This is a genomic window from Microbacterium sp. Root61, assembly GCF_001427525.1.
In the GTDB taxonomy this organism is placed as follows: domain Bacteria; phylum Actinomycetota; class Actinomycetes; order Actinomycetales; family Microbacteriaceae; genus Microbacterium.
This window is the reverse complement of record NZ_LMGU01000002.1, coordinates 75619-91598: the sequence shown is the minus strand read 5'-3', so window position 1 is coordinate 91598 and position 15980 is coordinate 75619. Positions and strand designations below refer to the sequence as shown.

Below are 15980 nucleotides of genomic sequence, written 5' to 3'. Positions count from 1 at the left end.
TTCTCCGCGGTGGCGGTTCAGGCGTCGGCGGTCTGCGGCAGCAGCGACTGCGCGAAGAACGCGGTCAGCTCGTCGCGCGCCTGCAGCGGCAGGATTGCCGCGACGTACTGGTCAGGGCGCACCACGATCACGACGCCGTCGCGAGACAGCCCGCGCTCGGCGAAGATGTCGGCGGAGTTCCAGGCGCTCGGCCCGGCCGCGTAGACCTTCTCCCAGTCGGTCAGGCCCAGCGGCCCGGTCTTCGGCAGGAACGCCGCGGGCACGCGGGCGATGTCGACCTCGTCGTAGCTCTGCTGGTAGATCGCCTTGACGTCGAAGACGGCGTCGACGTCGGCTCCGGCGGGTGTGAACCGGCTCACCGGAGATTCCGGCGAGGACATCCACTCGGCCCACGAAGCCAGAGCGGATGCCTCGCCTGCGGTCGCCGTGTCGGCGAACGCGTACACCCGCCACCGGCCGTCGGCCTTGGCATGGTGTCCCAGGTGCACGGCGTTGCCGTCGCACACGCGGGTGACCTCGACGGACTTGAAGCGCTTGCCGAGCGGGAAGCCCTCCGCACGTTCCTGATGCGCAGCCGCGCCCGTGATCATCGACGGGCCGTACTGGGTCATGAACCCCGACGGGAACTCCGCGGTCGCGAGGTAGTACGTGGCGAGATCCTGCGGGTCGGTGATCTCCTCGGGCTTGCGCGCCATCAGGGTGGACCACTCGCGGTCGAAGTCGATCAGCTGCTGCGCGACCGGGCGCCGTTCGGCGGTGTAGGTCGCCAGCAGCGAGGCCGGGCTGAGGCCGGTGAGCACGTGTCCGAGCTTCCAACCCAGGTTGAACCCGTCCTGCATCGAGACGTTCATGCCCTGCCCGGCCTTCGCACTGTGCGTGTGGCAGGCGTCGCCGGTGAGGAAGACGCGCGGGTCGCGTGCGCCGTCGGCCGGGGCGTCATCGAACCCGTCGGTGACGCGGTGTCCGACCTCGTACACGCTGTGCCAGGCGACCTGCTTCACGTCGATCGCGTACGGGTGCAGGATGGCGTTCGCCTTGCGGATGATCTCCTCGATCGGCGTCTGGCGCACGCGGTGGTCGTCGTCCGCGGCCACCTCGCCGAGGTCGATGTACATCCGACTGAGGTACCCGCCCTCGCGCGGGATGTGCAGGATGTTGCCCGCCTCGGAGTTGATCGCGCACTTGGTGCGCCAGTCGGGGAAGTCGGTGTTGACCAGCACGTCCATGACGCCCCACGCGTGCGCCGCGAAGTCGCCGACGTGCGTACGGCCGATCGCCTCGCGCACGCCGCTGCGCGCGCCGTCGCACCCGGCGACGTACTTCGCCCGGACGGTGCGGTCCTGGCCTTCGCGCTCCCCCGCCGTGTACCGCACGGTGACCTCGACGGGGTACTCTCCCGCCTCGTGCACCGTGAGTCCGACGAACTCGATGCCGTAGTCGGGGGCGATGCGTCCCGGCCCGTGGGCGGCGGCTTCGGCGAAGTAGTCCAGCACGCGGGCCTGGTTGACGATCAGGTGCGGGAACTCGCTGATCTTGAAGCCGTAGTCCTCGGTCCGGGCGGTGCGCACGATATTGCGCGGGTTCGCCGGGTCGGGTCCCCAGAAGTTCATGTAGCCGATGTTGTACGCCTCGGCGACGATGCGCTCGGCGAAGCCGAAGGCCTGGAACGTCTCGACGGAGCGCGGCTGGATGCCGTCTGCCTGGCCGAGCACGAGTCGGCCGTCGCGACGCTCGATCATGCGCGTGGTGACGCCCGGGAACTGCGACATCTGCGCCGACAGCAGCATTCCTGCGGGGCCGCTGCCCACGATGAGCACGTCCATCTCGTCCGGAAGCTCGGTCGGGCGATCGAGGCCGGTACCGGCCGCGGGCTGGACGCGGGGATCCGCCGACACGTACCCGTGGTGATGGAACTGCATGGGGGTCCTCCTCGGACGGCGATGTCGAGATGACGGGCTTGCGGCCTGACGTGGCGTGTTCTATATTCGAACACATCGTTCTACTACTGAACAGATCGTATACGGTCTCGCATGACCGGGCAACAGGAGGCGACGATGACGACGGTCCCCACGCCGGCCTCGCAGACCTTGAGCCGCGGCATCCAGATTCTCGAGATCCTCGCCGATGCACGCGGACCGCTCTCGATCGACGACATCGCGCGCCGACTGGAGGTGCACCGCTCCGTCGCCTACCGGCTGCTGCGCACCCTGGAGGACCACGGCCTGGTCACGCGCGACGGCGCCGGGCAGGTTCAGCTCGGCGCACGGATGGCCGCCCTCGCCGCAGGAGTAGCCCACGACCTGCAGGCCGAGGCCCTCCCGGAGCTGACCGCGATCGCGAACGAGCTCGGCATGACCTGCTTCCTCGCGGTGCTCGACCACGACCAGTGCATCACGCTCGCGAGCGTGGAGCCCCGCCATGCCGTCGCCTCGGTGGCGCAGCGTCCGGGCGCACGTCATTCTGTCCTCGTCGGTGCGCCGGGCAAGGCGATCCTGTCGATCCTGCCGAGCACGGAATGGCCGACGGGCATCTCGGAGCGACTGCGTGCAGAAGTCGCCGAGGCGGCGCTGCGCGGCTGGGCCACCAGCCACGACGAGGTGATCCCGACCGTCCAGGCGGTCGCGGTTCCGCTGCGCCTGCGCCACGGCCAGCGACCGGCGGCGATCGCCGTCGTCCATGTCGGCAGCGCAGAGGACCCGGCGCAGATCGCGGCCCGACTGCAGCGCTCGGCGCAGGTGATTCGCGACGCCCTCGGCGGCTGACGGCGACCTCGATCCGCCTATACTCGAACCGTCCGGCGGGGCGCAGTCGCCCACCGGTGCTCGAAAAAGGGGCACGTAGCCGCGGCATCCGCCGCCCGCGAGACACATACGGAATTCATCCGTCCCTGTCTCTGGAGCACCCATGCCCACTGTGTCCGCGCACGTCGCCGCGACCCTCGCCCGCCACATCGACCACGTGTTCGGGGTGATGGGCAACGGCAACGCCTACTTCCTCGACGCCTTGGAACGCTCGACCGACGTCGGGTACACCGCCGTTCGCCACGAAGCCGGCGGGGTCGTCGCGGCCGACGCCTACCACCGCGCCGGCGGCGGACTGGCTGCCGCCACCTCGACCTACGGCGCCGGGTTCACCAACACCCTGACCGCCCTCGCCGAGGCCGTGCAGGCGCACGTCCCCCTCGTGCTCGTCGTCGGCGACGAGCCCACCTCAGGCCCGCGCCCCTGGGACGTCGACCAGATCGCACTCGCCTCGGCCGTCGGCGCCCGCACCTACACGGTCGGGCGAGCGGATGCCGCAGCCACCACGATCATCGCGATCGAACACGCGCTCACCTACCGCGTGCCGACGGTGCTGGCCATCCCGTACGACGTCGCCGCGCTCGAGGCCGGGCCCGTGCCCGACGCGCCGGAGCCGCGCCTGCCGCAGCCCTTGACCCCCGCCGGACCCTTCGCGCACGGCGCGGTCGCCGAGATCGCCGCCGCCCTCGCGAGCGCCGAACGGCCGTTCCTGCTCGCCGGACGCGGGGCCTGGATCTCCGACGCGGGTGCCGCCCTGGGCGAGGTGGCCGACGCCGTGGGCGCGCTCACCGCCTCGACCGCACTCGGGCGGGGCGTCTTCCCCCGTGCCGAGTTCGACCTCGGCGTGACCGGCGGCTTCGGTGCCGACGGAGCGATGGAGCTCGTGCGCGAAGCCGACGTCGCCGTCGTGTTCGGGGCATCCCTGAACCAGTTCACGATGCGCTTCGGCGACCTCTTCGCCCCCGGTACCCGTGTGTTCCAGGTCGACGTCGCGCCCGCCGCCACCCACCCGTACGTCGGCGGCTTCGTGCGCGGCGACGCCGGTGTCGTGGCCCGCGAGCTGGCGGACGCACTGCAGGACGCGACCTCCAGCGGCTGGCGCGAACACGTCGACGTGCCCGCGGCGCGGGGGTACGCGCCCGGCGAGGATCTCGCCGCCGACGGACGGCTCGACCCGCGCTCGGTCGCGGCGCGCATCGGGGCGCTGCTGCCCGAGGATCGCGTCGTCGTCTCGGACGGCGGGCACTTCATCGGCTGGGCGAACATGTACTGGCCGGTCGCCTCCCCCGACCGCATGATGATGGTGGGCACCGCGTTCCAGTCGATCGGCCTCGGCTTCCCGTCGGTCGCGGGTGCGGCGCAGGCTCAGTCCGACGCGACGATCGTGCTCACGACGGGTGACGGCGGCGGGCTGATGGCGCTCGCCGACCTGGAGACCGCTGTGCGGGTCGCGGGCGGCCGCGGTGTCGCCGTGGTCTGGAATGACGCCGCCTACGGCGCCGAGGTCAACCTCTACGGACTCAAGGGCCTGGCCGAAGCGCCGATGCTGATCCCCGAGGTCGACTTCGCTGCCCTCGCGGCCGGCGTCGGTGCCGAGGGCGTCGTCGTGCGGACCCTCGCCGATCTCGACCGGCTCGAGACCTGGGCGGCCGAGGATGCGGCATCCCGTCCGTTCCTGCTCCTGGACTGCCGGATCTCGGGCACCGTGATCGCCCCGTACCAGCAGGAGATCATCCGCGTGAACTCCTGACCCTCAGATCCCGCGGAACTCCGGAGGCCGCTTCTGCTGGAAGGCGGCGAAGCCCTCGCGGTAGTCGGCGGTGTCGCGCAGCCGCGCCTGGCCGCGCGACTCCGCCGCCGCCACCGCCCACAGGTGCTCGTCGCGCAGGCGGCCGATGAGGCGCTTGGAGGCGAGGAACGACTGCGTCGGACCGGCGGCGGCACGCGCCACCCGCTCGCGCGTGAAGGCGAGCACCTCCTCGTCCGGAAGGACCCGGCTGAACAGGCCCGCCCCGACCGCCTCCGCCCCCGACAACAGGTCGCCGGTGTAGATGAGGTCGAGGGCGCGATGGGCCCCGAGCCGCTCGTACAGGAGGGCGTGGCCGCCGGAATCGAGCATCGCACCGAGGTTCGCGAAAGGGGACCCGACCTTGGCCGTCTCGGCGATGTAGACGACGTCGGTCGCGATCGCCAGCCCCAGCCCCACCCCGAGGCAGGCCCCGTGCACGGCGGCGAACGTCGGGGCGGGGAAGGCCGCCATCCGGCGCATCAGCGACTCGACCGCTCCGAGATACCCCGGCACGTCGTCGGTCGCGGGGTCCACCCCGGCGATGTCGCGCCCGGCGCAGAACGCGCGCCCCTCGCCGTGCAGCAGCAGGGCGCGGACCCCGGATGCCTCGGCCTCGCGGTAGGCGGCATCCAGCTCTGCGAGCGCCTCGAGCGACAGGGCGTTGCGCTTCTCGGGAGCGTCGAGGACGATCTCGGCGACGCCGCCGCTGATCCGGAGCGTGATCATGGGTTCTCCTCAGACGTCGTAGTCCACCACGACGCGGTCGGTCGTGGCGTGGGACTGGCAGGTCAGGATGTAGCCGCGGGCGAGCTCGTCGGGCTCGAGCGCGTAGTTCTCGGTCATCGTCACCGAACCGTCCAGCAGACGTGCACGACACGTGCCGCACACGCCGCCCGCGCACGCGAACGGCGCGTCGGGGCGCACCCGCAGTGCGGCGTTGAGGATCGACTCGTGCGCCGAGACCGGGCTCTCCACGGTTGCGGACTGCCCGTCCAGCGTCACCTCGATGCGCACCACAGGTTCATCGGCCTTCACCACGATCGGACGCCCGGAAGGCGCTTCGACGCGACCGTCCTCCCCCGTCGTGAACAGTTCGTAGCGGATGTGCTCCGACCCCACCCCGATGTCGGCGAGTGTGTCGCGGCACAGCTGCACGAGTTCGAACGGACCGCACAGGAACCACTCGTCCACGGTGTCGGGAAGCACCAGGGCGTCCAGGATGCGGCGGAGTCGCTCTTCGTCGATCCGGCCGGACAGCAGCGGGGCGGCACGCTGCTCGCGCGAGAGCACGTGGTGCAGCGCGAGCCGGGCCGGGTAGCGGTCCTTCAGGTCGGCGAGCTCCTCGAGGAACATCACGTCCGTCGTCGAGCGATTCGTGTAGACGAGCGTGAACTGCGAAGTGTCGGAGCGCGCCAGCACCGTGGCGGCGAGCGCCATGAGCGGTGTGATGCCCGACCCCGCGGCGATGCCGGCGACGTGCCGGCCGTCGAGCTCGCCCAGGCCGGAGGTGAAGGTTCCCTGCGGGCTCATCACGTCGATCGTGTCGCCGGCGCGCAGCTCGGAGTGCGCCCATGTGGAGAACCGACCGCCGAGGTCCCGCTTGATCGCGATGCTCACCGACCCGGGCGCCGGCGCGCGGCACAGCGAGTACGACCGACGCACCTCGTGGCCGTCGATGTGCGCGCGCAGCGCCACGTGCTGACCCGCGAGGTAGTCGAACTCCCCCTGCAGTGCAGCCGGGATCTCGAACGTCACCTCGACCGCCGCATCGGTCAACGGCCGCACCTCGGCGACGCGCAGCGAGTGGAACTTCGTGCGACGTCGCTCCGGCGCGGAGGGGCCACCCACCGCGCTCGCGAGCAGCGCGTCGGCGATCTGCTCCGACGCGGGCGCCGGGACCGGTTCTGCGCCCATCAGTGCACCTTGAAGTGCTCGAAGGGCTCGAGGCACGCGCGGCACTCGTGCAGCGCCTTGCACGAGGTGGAGCCGAACCGCGTGACCTCCTTCGTGTCCAACGACCCGCACCGCGGGCACTTGACGGCCAGCTGCAGCCGGATCGGGCCGCGCACGGCCGCGCGACCGGTCGGCGGGGCGATGCCGTAGACGCGGAGCTTCTCCTTGCCGGATTCGCTCATCCAATCGGTGGTCCAGGCCGGCGACAGCACGAGTCGCACGTCGACTTCCCCGTAGCCCGCATGGGTCAGGGCGATCACGACGTCGTCGCGGATCGCGTCCATGGCGGGGCATCCGGAGTACGTCGGGGTGATGGTCACCATGACCCGCCCGTCCTCCAGCACGACGTCGCGCAGCACACCGAGGTCCTCGATCGTGAGCACCGGCACCTCCGGATCGGGGACGGCCGCGACGATCTCCCACACACGGGTCGCGGCGGTGTCCGCGCCGAGGGTCTGCATCACCATGTCGCCCCCCGGTGCTGCCTCGCGAGCACCTGCATCTCGGCGAGCAGGTAGCCCATGCTCGAGAAGTGCTGTCCGCGGCGGCCTCCGCCGGATGAGCGGAAGCCGTCCGGCACGACGAGACCGGCCTCGGCGAACACCGCGTCGATCACGGCGTCGAAACCGGGGCGCAGCGCCGACGGACGCACGGCGATGCCCGCGAGCCGATCGATCAGCGGCTCGTCGCGGAACAGCTCGTCGACGTACGGCCAGACGTCGCCGACGGCACGCGTCATGCGGGCCCGGGACTCGTCGGTGCCGCCCGCGAGGCGCAGGGTCCACTGCACGGCGTGATCGCGGTGGTACTCGACCTCCTTGACGGCCTTCGCCGCGATCGCGGCCAGCGTCTCGTCGGCGGACTGCTGCAGCGCCGAGTACAGCTCGAACTGGTAGACGGATGCCGCGAGCTGGCGTGCGATGGTCTGCGCGAAGTCGCCGTTCGGCTGCTCGAAGAGCCAGGCACTGCGGAACTGCGGCTCGTCGCGCCAATACGCGAGGTCGTCCTCGGTCCGCCCGTCGGACGTGCCGGCGTAGCGCAGCAGCGAGCGGGCGTGTCCGAGCAGATCGAGCGCGATGTTGGCGAGCGCCACGTCCTCCTCGAGCTCGGGGGCGCGCGCGATCCAGCCGCCGAGCTGCTGCGCCAGGATCAGCGCATCGTCGCCGAGCCACAGGGCGTACTCGGCGACGTCGGCCGTGGCGACGGCATCGCCCATCCCGGCCAGCTCGGCCGACAGCTCGAGCCGGTCGACGGTGACGTCACCATGGGCGTCGCCGTGTCTCGGCTCSCCGCCGACCTGGGTTTGGGGCGCATTTGCACCGTTGGGGCGCGAAATGTGCGCCCCAACGGACGAATCGCGCCCCGAACCCGGAGGAGTCGTCGCGAAACCCGGAGAAGTCGTGGCGCTCACAGGTGCGGCACCCCCTCCGAGGCGGTGTAGTACGAGGCGTGGCGGTAGTTCTTCCCCGCGGGGCTCTCGAAGAACGCGCCCTTCGCATCGGGGTCACTCGTGGTGATCGCGTCGGAGGGCACCACCCACACCGACGTGCCCTCGCCGCGCCGCGTGTACAGGTCGCGCGCGTTGCGCAGCGCGAGCTCGGCGTCCGGTGCGTGCAGCGAGCCGGCGTGCACGTGGCTGAGTCCTCGACTCGCGCGCACGAACACCTCCCACAGCGGCCATGTCTCGTGCGGCGACACTCCCGGCGACGTCATGCTGCTGCCACCTTCTCGGCCTGCTTGCGGGCGTACTCGACGGCGGCTTCGCGCACCCACGCGCCCTGCTCGTGCGCCTCGCGACGGTTCTTGAGCCGCTCGGCGTTCATCGGGCCGCGGCCGGCGAGCACCTCGTGGAACTCGGTCCAGTCGATCTCGCTCATGTGCCAGCGCTGCGCGTCCTCGTCCCAGCGGAGCTCCGGGTCGGGCAGCGTCACGCCCAGCACCTCGGCCTGGGGCACCAGCATCCCGAGGAACCGCTGGCGCAGCTCGTCGTTGGAGAACCGCTTGATCTTCCACGCGGTCGACTGCGCCGAGTTGGGCGACTGGTCATCGGGCGGGCCGAACATCATCAGCGACGGCCAGTACCAGCGGTTCACGGCATCCTGAGCCATCTCCTGCTGCGCCGCGGTGCCCTGCATCAACGACAGCAGGATCTCGAAGCCCTGCCGCTGGTGGAACGACTCCTCCTTGCAGATGCGCACCATCGCGCGGCCGTATGGTCCGTACGACGCCCGGCACAGCGGCACCTGGTTGCAGATCGCGGCGCCGTCCACGAGCCAGCCGATCGCTCCCATGTCGGCCCAGGTCGGGGTCGGGTAGTTGAAGATCGACGAGTACTTGGCGCGTCCGGCGATCAGCTGCTCGGTCATCTCGTCGCGCGTGATGCCGAGGGTCTGCGCGGCCGAGTACAGGTACAGCCCGTGGCCAGCCTCGTCCTGCACCTTGGCCATGAGGATCGCCTTGCGCTTGAGGCTCGGGGCACGCGTGATCCAGTTGCCCTCGGGCTGCATGCCGATGATCTCGGAGTGCCCGTGCTGGGAGATCTGCCGGATGAGCGTCTTGCGGTACGCGTCCGGCATCCAGTCCCGCGGTTCGATGCGCTGCTCCGCCGCGATGAGGGCGTCGAATGCCGCGAGTTCGACGGACTCGTCGCCGGTGACCACGGTCAGATCGGGGGCAGTCATCATCGACTCCTTAATAACAGAACGTTCGGTCAGTAAAGTGTACGCGCAGGACCGACGCGGGGCAAGAACGCTCAGCGCAGGTCGTAGACCCGCTTGTACTTGCCCTCGCTGCGCGGCAGGGCGCCCGGCTCTTCGAGCTGCACCGCGACGGTGGATCCGATGTGCGTCTTGATGCGCTGCGCGAGCACCACGGTGGCCGCCTGGCACGTCTCGCGGTTCAGATTCGGATGCCGCTCGATGCGCACCGTCATCGCGTCGCGCCCGCCCTCACGGGTGAGCTCGATGACGAAGTGCGGAGTGAGCGTCTCGATGCCGAGCACGAGCTCCTCGATCTGCGTCGGAAAGATGTTCACGCCGCGCAGGATGATCATGTCGTCGTTGCGCCCGGTGATCTTCTCCATGCGCCGCATCCCGGGTCGGGCGGTGCCCGGCAGGAGGCGCGTGAGGTCCCGCGTGCGATAGCGCAGCACCGGGAACGCCTCTTTGGTCAGCGACGTGAACACCAGCTCGCCCCGCTCCCCGTCCGGCAGCGGCTCGCCGTCCTCGTCGATGACCTCCGGCAGGAAGTGGTCCTCCCACAGGTGCGGGCCGTCCTTCGTCTCGATGCACTCGTTCCCGACACCGGGGCCCATCACCTCACTGAGCCCGTAGATGTCCACCGCATCGATGCCGAGGCGCCGTTCGAGCTCGGCGCGCATCTGATTGGTCCAGGGCTCGGCTCCGAGGATCGCGACCTTCAGTGAGGTGCTGCGGGGGTCGATGCCGGCGCCTTCCATGGCGTCGGCGATCGTGAGCAGGTAGCTCGGCGTGCACATGATGACGTCCGGCTCGAAGTCGCGGATGAGCTGCACCTGACGCGCCGTCTGACCGCCGGAGACGGGGATGACTGTCGCACCGAGCTTCTCGATGCCGGCGTGCGCGCCCAGTCCCCCGGTGAACAGCCCGTATCCGTAGGCGTTGTGCACCTTCATGCCGGGCCGCACCCCGCTCGCCCGCAGCGAGCGCGCGACCAAGGTGGCCCAGTTGTCGAGGTCGGTCTGCGTGTAGCCGACGACGGTCGGGCGTCCCGTGGTGCCGGACGACGCGTGGATGCGGCGCACCCGGCCCATCGGCACCGCGAACATCCCGAACGGGTAGGTCTGGCGCAGGTCCTCCTTCGTCGTGAAGGGCAGTCGACGCAGATCCTCGAGCGAGCGGATGTCGGTGGGCTTCACACCCGCCTCGTCGAGCTTGCGGGTGTACAGCGGCACGTTCTCGTACGCGTGCCGCACGGTCCATTGCAGTCGTTCGAGCTGCAGCGCCTCGATCTCGGCGCGGCTCATGCACTCCTCGGGGTCGAGGTTCTCCGCCCCGGCGTCCTCGAGCATCATCGCTCCTGTCCCTGCGTGGTCGCGGAGGGGTGGGCAGTAGACCGCCGCGTGGTGAGCGATCGGCCGCGGAACTCCGCGACCACCGCGCCGGTCTCGTCCGTGATGGTCACGTCGTAGAGTCCCGCCCGGCCCACGAGCGCGCGCCGCCGGGCGTGCGCGGTGAGCGTCTGCCCGAGGCGCGTCGAGGCGAGGAAGGCGATGTCGGCACCGGCGGCGACCGTCACCTCCTCGTCCTCGTTGCACGCGATCGCGAAGGCGGTGTCGGCGAGGGCGAACACCAGCCCGCCGTGGGTGATGGCGAAGCCGTTGAGCATGTCTTCGCGCACCTGCATCGATATGACGGCCTCGCCGGGTTCGTCCCGCTCGAGGACCATGCCGAGCGCACGGAACACGTTGTCGCGCTGCAGCATGGGCCGCAGCGGCGGGTCGGTGCCGACAGGCGGAGTCATGACACCGGCTCCGCGGACTCGTACTCCTTGGCGACGAGCGTCAGCACGTCGTACGTCGCGACGACCTCGTCGTTCTGGTTGAGGATGAGGGCGTCCCAGCGCACCTCGCCGTACTCGTCGGTCTCGCGCGGGGTGATCTGCTTCGCGGTCAGCACGACGCGGATCTCGTCGTCGGGCGAGACCGGCGTCACGAACCGCAGATTCTCAAGGCCGTAGTTGGCCAGCACCGGCCCCGGGTCGGGGTCGACGAACAGCCCGGCGGCCCACGACACCAGCAGGTATCCGTGCGCGACGCGGCCGGGGAAGAACGGGTTGGCCGCGGCGGCCTCTTCGTCCATGTGCGCGTAGAACAGGTCGCCGGTGAAGTTCGCGAAGGTCTCGATGTCCTCGAGCGTGACGACGCGCGACGCCGAGGCGAGCTGGTCGCCGATGGCCAGCTCGGCGAGCGATTTGCGGAACGGATGCCGGTCGCTGCGGGATGCCGCCCCCTGATGCCACACCCCGGTGAGGGCCGTCAGCATCTCGGGCGAACCCTGCACGGCGGTGCGCTGCATGTGGTGCAGCACGGCCCGGATACCGCCCAGCTCTTCGCCGCCGCCGGCGCGCCCTGGGCCGCCGTGCACCAGGTGCGGCACCGGCGAGCCGTGCCCTGTCGAGGTGCGCGCGTCGGCGCGGTCCAGGAACAGGAGTCGCCCGTTGAATGCGGCGATGCGCGGCAGCAGTGCCGCCGCCACGGCGGGGTCGTTCGTCGCGACGCTGGTGACGAGCGAGCCGCCCCCGCGGGCGACCAGGTCGGCGGCTTCGTCGAGGGTGCGGTACGACAGCACGCTGGCGACGGGTCCGAAGGCCTCGACGTCGTGCACGGCGGCTGCCGAGGCATCCGCGAATCCGAGGAGGAGCGGCGCGACGAAGGCGCCTTCTCCGGCACTGCCGACCGTGCCGTCGGCCCGCACGACCTCGGGCGCATCGGTCGAGCCGAGCAGCACGCGACCGCCGGCCGCCTCCAGCGCGGCGACCGACCGCAGCACCTCGTCGCGCTGCGCGAGCGAGACGAGCGGGCCCATCGTGACGGACTCGGCGTGCGGGTCGCCGATCACGACGCGTTCGGCGATCTTGGCGCGCACGGCCTCGACCAGGGCGTCGACACTGCCCTCCGGCACGATCGCCCGCCGGATCGCGGTGCATTTCTGCCCTGCCTTGGTGGTCAGCTCGACCAGCAGCTGCTTGACGTAGGCGTCGAACTCGGGCGTGCCCTCGGCCGCGTCCGGGCCGAGCACGGACGCGTTGATCGAGTCGGTCTCGCTCGTGAACCGCACGCCCCCGGTCTGCACGCTGGCGTGGGCGCGCAGCCCTTCCGCCGTAGAAGCGCTGCCGGTGAAGCCGACGAGGTCGCCGAGGCGGAGGTGGTCGAACAGGCCGGGCACGCTGCCGCTGACCAGCTGCAGCGATCCTTCGGGCAGGAGCCCCGTCTCCACGAGGATGCGCACCCATGCCTCCGCGACGTAGCCGGTCGGAGTGGCGGGTTTGACGACCGTCGGCACGCCGGCGAGGAACGCGGGGGCGAATTTCTCCAGGGCACCCCACGTGGGGAAGTTGAAGGCGTTGATCTGCACGGCGACGCCGGGCAGCCGGGTGTACACATGCCGCCCGAGGAATGAACCGTCCTTCGACAGCGATTCGACCGGTCCGTCGAGGTAGACCTGCCCGTTCGGCAGGTCGCGCCGACCCTTGGACGAGTAGGTGAACAGCACGCCGATGCCGCCGTCGATGTCGCTCAGCGAGTCGCGCATGGTCGCGCCGGCATGCTTCGAGAGGTCGTACAACTCCTGCTTGCGCTCGGTGAGCGCAGCGCCGAACTGCTTGAGCAGCAGCGCGCGCTGATGGAAGGTCAGCGCGCCGAGACTGCGCTGCCCGGCGGTGCGCGCGTACTCGAGCACTGCCGCGAGGTCCAGACCTTCCGTGCTGACGCGCGCGACCGGCTCCCCGGTCGACGCGTCCCGCACGGTGACCGCATCCGCGTCCGCTGCGGGGGTCCACCAGCTTCCGAGGACGTAGCTGGGGAGGATGTCGCTCATCATTCGCTCCATTCGTAGAAACCGCGGCCGGTCTTGCGCCCCAGGTGTCCGTCGGCGACGAGGCGCCGCAGCAGCTCGGGCGGGGCGAACCGGTCGCCCAGGCGTGCGTGAAGTTCTTCCGCGATGCCGAGGCGCACGTCGAGGCCGACGATGTCGGTGGTGCGCAACGGACCCATCGGATGCCGGTAGCCCAGCTCCATCGCCGCGTCGATATCGGCGGCCGAGGCGACGCCCTCCTCGAGCATGCGGATCGCCTCCAGACCGAGGACGACCCCGAGCCGGCTGGACGCGAACCCCGGCGCATCGCGGACCACGACCGCGGTCTTGCCGAGCGCGGCGACCCATCCGCGGGCGTCCTGGACGAGGGTGGGCTCCGTCGCGGTGCCGACGACGACCTCGACCAGCAGGGATGCGGGCACCGGGTTGAAGAAGTGGAGACCGACGAACCGGCCGGGGCGCTCCAGACCCGCGGCGAGGCCGTCGATCGACATCGACGAGGTGTTCGTGGCCAGGGCGGCAGTGCGGTCGAGCACGCGTTCAGCGCGGGCGAGCGCGTCGGCCTTGAGTGCGCCGTCCTCCGGAACTGCCTCGATGACGAGCCCGCAGCCGGCCAGAGCCGCGGCATCCGTCGCCGTCGTGAGGGCTGCGCGCAGGTCCTCGAGGGGGCGATCTGTGGCTCCGCGATCGACGGTGCGGCGCACCGAGTCAAGAACACGAGCGGATGCCGCGCCCGCCGCCTCCGCGTCGCGTTCGACGACGATCACCTCGGCGCCGGCGAGGACGAAGGCGTGCGCGATCCCGGCGCCCATGCGGCCCCCGCCGACCACTCCGACCCGCGCGGGGACCTGTGGCTCAACCGTTTCGCCGGTCATCGCGCGCGCCTCTCCAGGAACGCGGTCATGCGTCGCTCCTTCTCCGGGCTCTCGAAGAGCTCCGCCTGCAGCTCGAGCTCGATCGCGGGGTGGGCGTCCGCCGGTGCGGCGAGCGCGGTCTTGGTGTGCCGGGTCGCGAGCGGGTCGTTCGCGGCGATGCGGTCGGCGAGCGCGTGGGCGGCCGGCAGGAGGTCCTCCGGGTCGTGCAGCGACGAGAGGACTCCCCACGCCACGGCTTCCGCGGCATCCAGGATCCGTCCGGTCAGCAGCAGTTCGGCCGCGCGCGCGTGCCCTGCGATCTCCGGCAGCCGCCAGGTGGCGCCCGCCGCGGCGATGATGCCGAGGCCCGTCTCCGGATTGCCGATCTTGACGCGCGGCGTGCCGATGCGGAGGTCGGCCGCGTACGCCAGCTCGGCGCCTCCCCCGAGCGCATACCCGTCGATCGCCGCGATGACGGGCATCGGCAGGGCGTGGATGCGCTGGAATGCGGCGGAGTTGATGCCGCGACGGGCATCGGGAGCGCGTCGCTCGCGCAGCTGGGCGATGTCGGCTCCGGAGGCGAAAACACCGCCCGAGCCCGTCAGGATGAGCGTGCGCGGGCGCTCCTCCAGTTCGGCGCACACCTCGTGCAGGCCGTCGATCATGTCCTGATCGATCGCGTTGCGCACCTCGGGGCGCGCCAGGGTCACGACGACGCGGTCGTCGCCGCTGTCTACACGCAGCGACTCACGCATCGATCCGCTCGACGATCATGGCGGTGCCCTGCCCGATGCCGACGCACATCGTGGCCAGGCCGTACCGGGCGCCTTCGCGATCCATGCGACCGAGCAGGGTGACGATGATGCGGGCGCCGCTGGAACCGAGCGGGTGGCCGAGCGCGATCGCCCCGCCGTCGGCGTTGACGATCTCCGGGTCGAGACCGAGCCTGCGGATACATGCGAGCGACTGCGAGGCGAAGGCCTCGTTGAGCTCGACCGCACCGATGTCGGCGATCGTGAGTCCGGCCTTGGCGAGCGCCTTCTGCGTCGCGGGGACGGGCCCCAGCCCCATGATCTCGGGGGCGAGCGCGGCGCTGGCCGAGGCCACGATCCGGGCACGCGGGCGGAGCCCGTGGCGCTCGACGGCCGCGCCGGACGCTACGACGATCGCGGATGCGCCGTCGTTGAGCGTGCTCGAGTTGCCGGCGGTGACGACCTCGCCCCCGGCGACGACCGGGCGCAGGCCCGCGAGCGACTCCAGCGAGGTGTCGCGCCGCGGCCCCTCGTCCACGGCGACCTCGCCGGTCCGGGTCGGGACGGCGACGATCTCATCGGCGAATCGCCCGGCGTCGATGGCGGCGATCGCCCGCTCGTGGCTGCGCAGCGCGAAGGCATCCGCATCCGCTCGGGAGATGCCGTCCACCCGGGCGACCTCCTCCGCCGTCTCGGGCATCGAGAATGTGGCCTTCTCCCGCGCGGCGATGCGGGGATTGGTGAACCGCCACCCGATCGAGGTGTCGAACGCGGCGCCGGGCTTCGCCCACGCGCGGTCGGGCTTGGCCTGCACCCACGGCGCGCGCGTCATCGACTCGACGCCGCCCGCGATCATCGCGTCGGCATCGCCCGCGCGGATCGCCTGCGCCGCGAGCGCGATCGCCGACATCCCCGACGCGCACAGGCGGTTGACGGTGATCCCGGGGACCTCGTCCGGGAGCCCGGCCAGCAGCACGGCCAGCCGCGCGACGTTGCGGTTGTCCTCCCCCGCCTGGTTCGCGGCCCCGAGGATGACCTCCTCGACCATCGCCGCGGGCAGCCCCGATCGCTCCACGGCGTTCGCGACGACGAGCGCGGCGAGATCGTCGGGCCGCACACCCGCCAGGGTGCCGCCGTAGCGGCCGACCGGCGTGCGCACGCCTCCGACGAGATAAGCCTCGGACATCGTCATCCTCTCCGGTCCACCTCGATGTGGACCGCGTCGCTCGAATAGCTAACCGATCGTTCAGTAATAGCAG

15 protein-coding genes are annotated in these 15980 nt (G+C 71.1%); 2 read left to right on the top strand and 13 right to left on the bottom strand.

Annotated elements, in window-relative coordinates:
• Positions 1 to 17: 17 nt before the first annotated feature.
• Positions 18 to 1919 (bottom strand): FAD-binding monooxygenase, encoded by a 1902-nt coding sequence (locus ASD65_RS16715; protein ID WP_056225307.1) that lies wholly within the window; start codon positions 1917 to 1919, stop codon positions 18 to 20.
• A 111-nt stretch (positions 1920 to 2030) separates the two neighbouring features.
• Between ASD65_RS16715 and ASD65_RS16710 the strand changes: the two genes are divergently transcribed.
• Complete coding sequence (locus tag ASD65_RS16710) at positions 2031 to 2762, top strand: IclR family transcriptional regulator (RefSeq protein WP_235566819.1); 732 nt, start codon at positions 2031 to 2033, stop codon at positions 2760 to 2762.
• A gap of 142 nt (positions 2763 to 2904) precedes the next feature.
• On the top strand, positions 2905 to 4551 hold the full coding sequence (locus tag ASD65_RS16705) for a thiamine pyrophosphate-binding protein (protein WP_056225303.1): 1647 nt from the start codon (positions 2905 to 2907) through the stop codon (positions 4549 to 4551).
• A gap of 3 nt (positions 4552 to 4554) precedes the next feature.
• Here ASD65_RS16705 and ASD65_RS16700 read toward each other — a convergent pair whose 3' ends face one another.
• From ASD65_RS16700 to ASD65_RS16645, 12 genes are all read right to left on the bottom strand, one after another.
• On the bottom strand, positions 4555 to 5316 hold the full coding sequence (locus ASD65_RS16700) for an enoyl-CoA hydratase/isomerase family protein (RefSeq protein WP_056225300.1): 762 nt from the start codon (positions 5314 to 5316) through the stop codon (positions 4555 to 4557).
• Between the two features lie 9 nt (positions 5317 to 5325).
• A complete protein-coding gene (gene paaE / locus ASD65_RS16695; RefSeq protein ID WP_082561958.1) occupies positions 5326 to 6504 on the bottom strand; it encodes a 1,2-phenylacetyl-CoA epoxidase subunit PaaE in 1179 nt (392 codons plus the stop codon).
• Entirely contained in the window at positions 6504 to 7004 is a 501-nt protein-coding gene (gene paaD / locus ASD65_RS16690; protein ID WP_056226365.1) for a 1,2-phenylacetyl-CoA epoxidase subunit PaaD, read from the bottom strand. The genes paaE and paaD overlap by 1 nt, the downstream gene beginning before the upstream one ends.
• Complete coding sequence (gene paaC / locus ASD65_RS16685; protein ID WP_082561957.1) at positions 7004 to 7759, bottom strand: 1,2-phenylacetyl-CoA epoxidase subunit PaaC; 756 nt, start codon at positions 7757 to 7759, stop codon at positions 7004 to 7006. The genes paaD and paaC overlap by 1 nt, the downstream gene beginning before the upstream one ends.
• A gap of 191 nt (positions 7760 to 7950) precedes the next feature.
• Complete coding sequence (gene paaB / locus ASD65_RS16680) at positions 7951 to 8256, bottom strand: 1,2-phenylacetyl-CoA epoxidase subunit PaaB (RefSeq protein ID WP_056225297.1); 306 nt, start codon at positions 8254 to 8256, stop codon at positions 7951 to 7953.
• Positions 8253 to 9227: a 1,2-phenylacetyl-CoA epoxidase subunit PaaA gene (paaA, locus tag ASD65_RS16675; protein ID WP_056225293.1), complete on the bottom strand. Its 975-nt coding sequence runs from the start codon at positions 9225 to 9227 to the stop codon at positions 8253 to 8255. The genes paaB and paaA overlap by 4 nt, the downstream gene beginning before the upstream one ends.
• Before the next feature lie 68 nt (positions 9228 to 9295).
• Positions 9296 to 10591, bottom strand: a complete 1296-nt coding sequence (gene paaK / locus ASD65_RS16670) for a phenylacetate--CoA ligase PaaK (RefSeq protein ID WP_235566818.1) — start codon at positions 10589 to 10591, stop codon at positions 9296 to 9298.
• Positions 10591 to 11043: a hydroxyphenylacetyl-CoA thioesterase PaaI gene (gene paaI / locus ASD65_RS16665; RefSeq protein ID WP_082561956.1), complete on the bottom strand. Its 453-nt coding sequence runs from the start codon at positions 11041 to 11043 to the stop codon at positions 10591 to 10593. Before paaI ends, paaK begins: the two co-directional genes overlap by 1 nt.
• A complete protein-coding gene (gene paaZ / locus ASD65_RS16660) occupies positions 11040 to 13118 on the bottom strand; it encodes a phenylacetic acid degradation bifunctional protein PaaZ (RefSeq protein WP_156378971.1) in 2079 nt (692 codons plus the stop codon). The genes paaI and paaZ overlap by 4 nt, the downstream gene beginning before the upstream one ends.
• Positions 13118 to 13990 (bottom strand): 3-hydroxyacyl-CoA dehydrogenase family protein, encoded by an 873-nt coding sequence (locus tag ASD65_RS16655; protein WP_056225285.1) that lies wholly within the window; start codon positions 13988 to 13990, stop codon positions 13118 to 13120. Before ASD65_RS16655 ends, paaZ begins: the two co-directional genes overlap by 1 nt.
• The gene (locus ASD65_RS16650) at positions 13987 to 14724 is read right to left on the bottom strand and encodes an enoyl-CoA hydratase/isomerase family protein (RefSeq protein WP_056225282.1); all 738 of its coding nucleotides are present in this window, start codon (positions 14722 to 14724) and stop codon (positions 13987 to 13989) included. Before ASD65_RS16650 ends, ASD65_RS16655 begins: the two co-directional genes overlap by 4 nt.
• Positions 14717 to 15907, bottom strand: coding sequence for a thiolase family protein (locus ASD65_RS16645; protein ID WP_156378970.1), 1191 nt, complete (start codon positions 15905 to 15907; stop codon positions 14717 to 14719). Before ASD65_RS16645 ends, ASD65_RS16650 begins: the two co-directional genes overlap by 8 nt.
• Positions 15908 to 15980: the final 73 nt, after the last annotated feature.

What these genes read in the sequence shown, in the direction of transcription:
- ASD65_RS16715 (WP_056225307.1), bottom strand. Translation starts at nt 1,919, where the DNA reads ATGCAGTTCCATCACCACGGGTACGTGTCGGCGGATCCCCGCGTCCAG.
- ASD65_RS16710 (WP_235566819.1), top strand. Translation starts at nt 2,031, where the DNA reads ATGACCGGGCAACAGGAGGCGACGATGACGACGGTCCCCACGCCGGCC.
- ASD65_RS16705 (WP_056225303.1), top strand. Translation starts at nt 2,905, where the DNA reads ATGCCCACTGTGTCCGCGCACGTCGCCGCGACCCTCGCCCGCCACATC.
- ASD65_RS16700 (WP_056225300.1), bottom strand. Translation starts at nt 5,316, where the DNA reads ATGATCACGCTCCGGATCAGCGGCGGCGTCGCCGAGATCGTCCTCGAC.
- paaE (WP_082561958.1), bottom strand. Translation starts at nt 6,504, where the DNA reads ATGGGCGCAGAACCGGTCCCGGCGCCCGCGTCGGAGCAGATCGCCGAC.
- paaD (WP_056226365.1), bottom strand. Translation starts at nt 7,004, where the DNA reads ATGCAGACCCTCGGCGCGGACACCGCCGCGACCCGTGTGTGGGAGATC.
- paaC (WP_082561957.1), bottom strand. Translation starts at nt 7,759, where the DNA reads ATGGGCGATGCCGTCGCCACGGCCGACGTCGCCGAGTACGCCCTGTGG.
- paaB (WP_056225297.1), bottom strand. Translation starts at nt 8,256, where the DNA reads ATGACGTCGCCGGGAGTGTCGCCGCACGAGACATGGCCGCTGTGGGAG.
- paaA (WP_056225293.1), bottom strand. Translation starts at nt 9,227, where the DNA reads ATGATGACTGCCCCCGATCTGACCGTGGTCACCGGCGACGAGTCCGTC.
- paaK (WP_235566818.1), bottom strand. Translation starts at nt 10,591, where the DNA reads ATGCTCGAGGACGCCGGGGCGGAGAACCTCGACCCCGAGGAGTGCATG.
- paaI (WP_082561956.1), bottom strand. Translation starts at nt 11,043, where the DNA reads ATGACTCCGCCTGTCGGCACCGACCCGCCGCTGCGGCCCATGCTGCAG.
- paaZ (WP_156378971.1), bottom strand. Translation starts at nt 13,118, where the DNA reads ATGAGCGACATCCTCCCCAGCTACGTCCTCGGAAGCTGGTGGACCCCC.
- ASD65_RS16655 (WP_056225285.1), bottom strand. Translation starts at nt 13,990, where the DNA reads ATGACCGGCGAAACGGTTGAGCCACAGGTCCCCGCGCGGGTCGGAGTG.
- ASD65_RS16650 (WP_056225282.1), bottom strand. Translation starts at nt 14,724, where the DNA reads ATGCGTGAGTCGCTGCGTGTAGACAGCGGCGACGACCGCGTCGTCGTG.
- ASD65_RS16645 (WP_156378970.1), bottom strand. Translation starts at nt 15,907, where the DNA reads ATGTCCGAGGCTTATCTCGTCGGAGGCGTGCGCACGCCGGTCGGCCGC.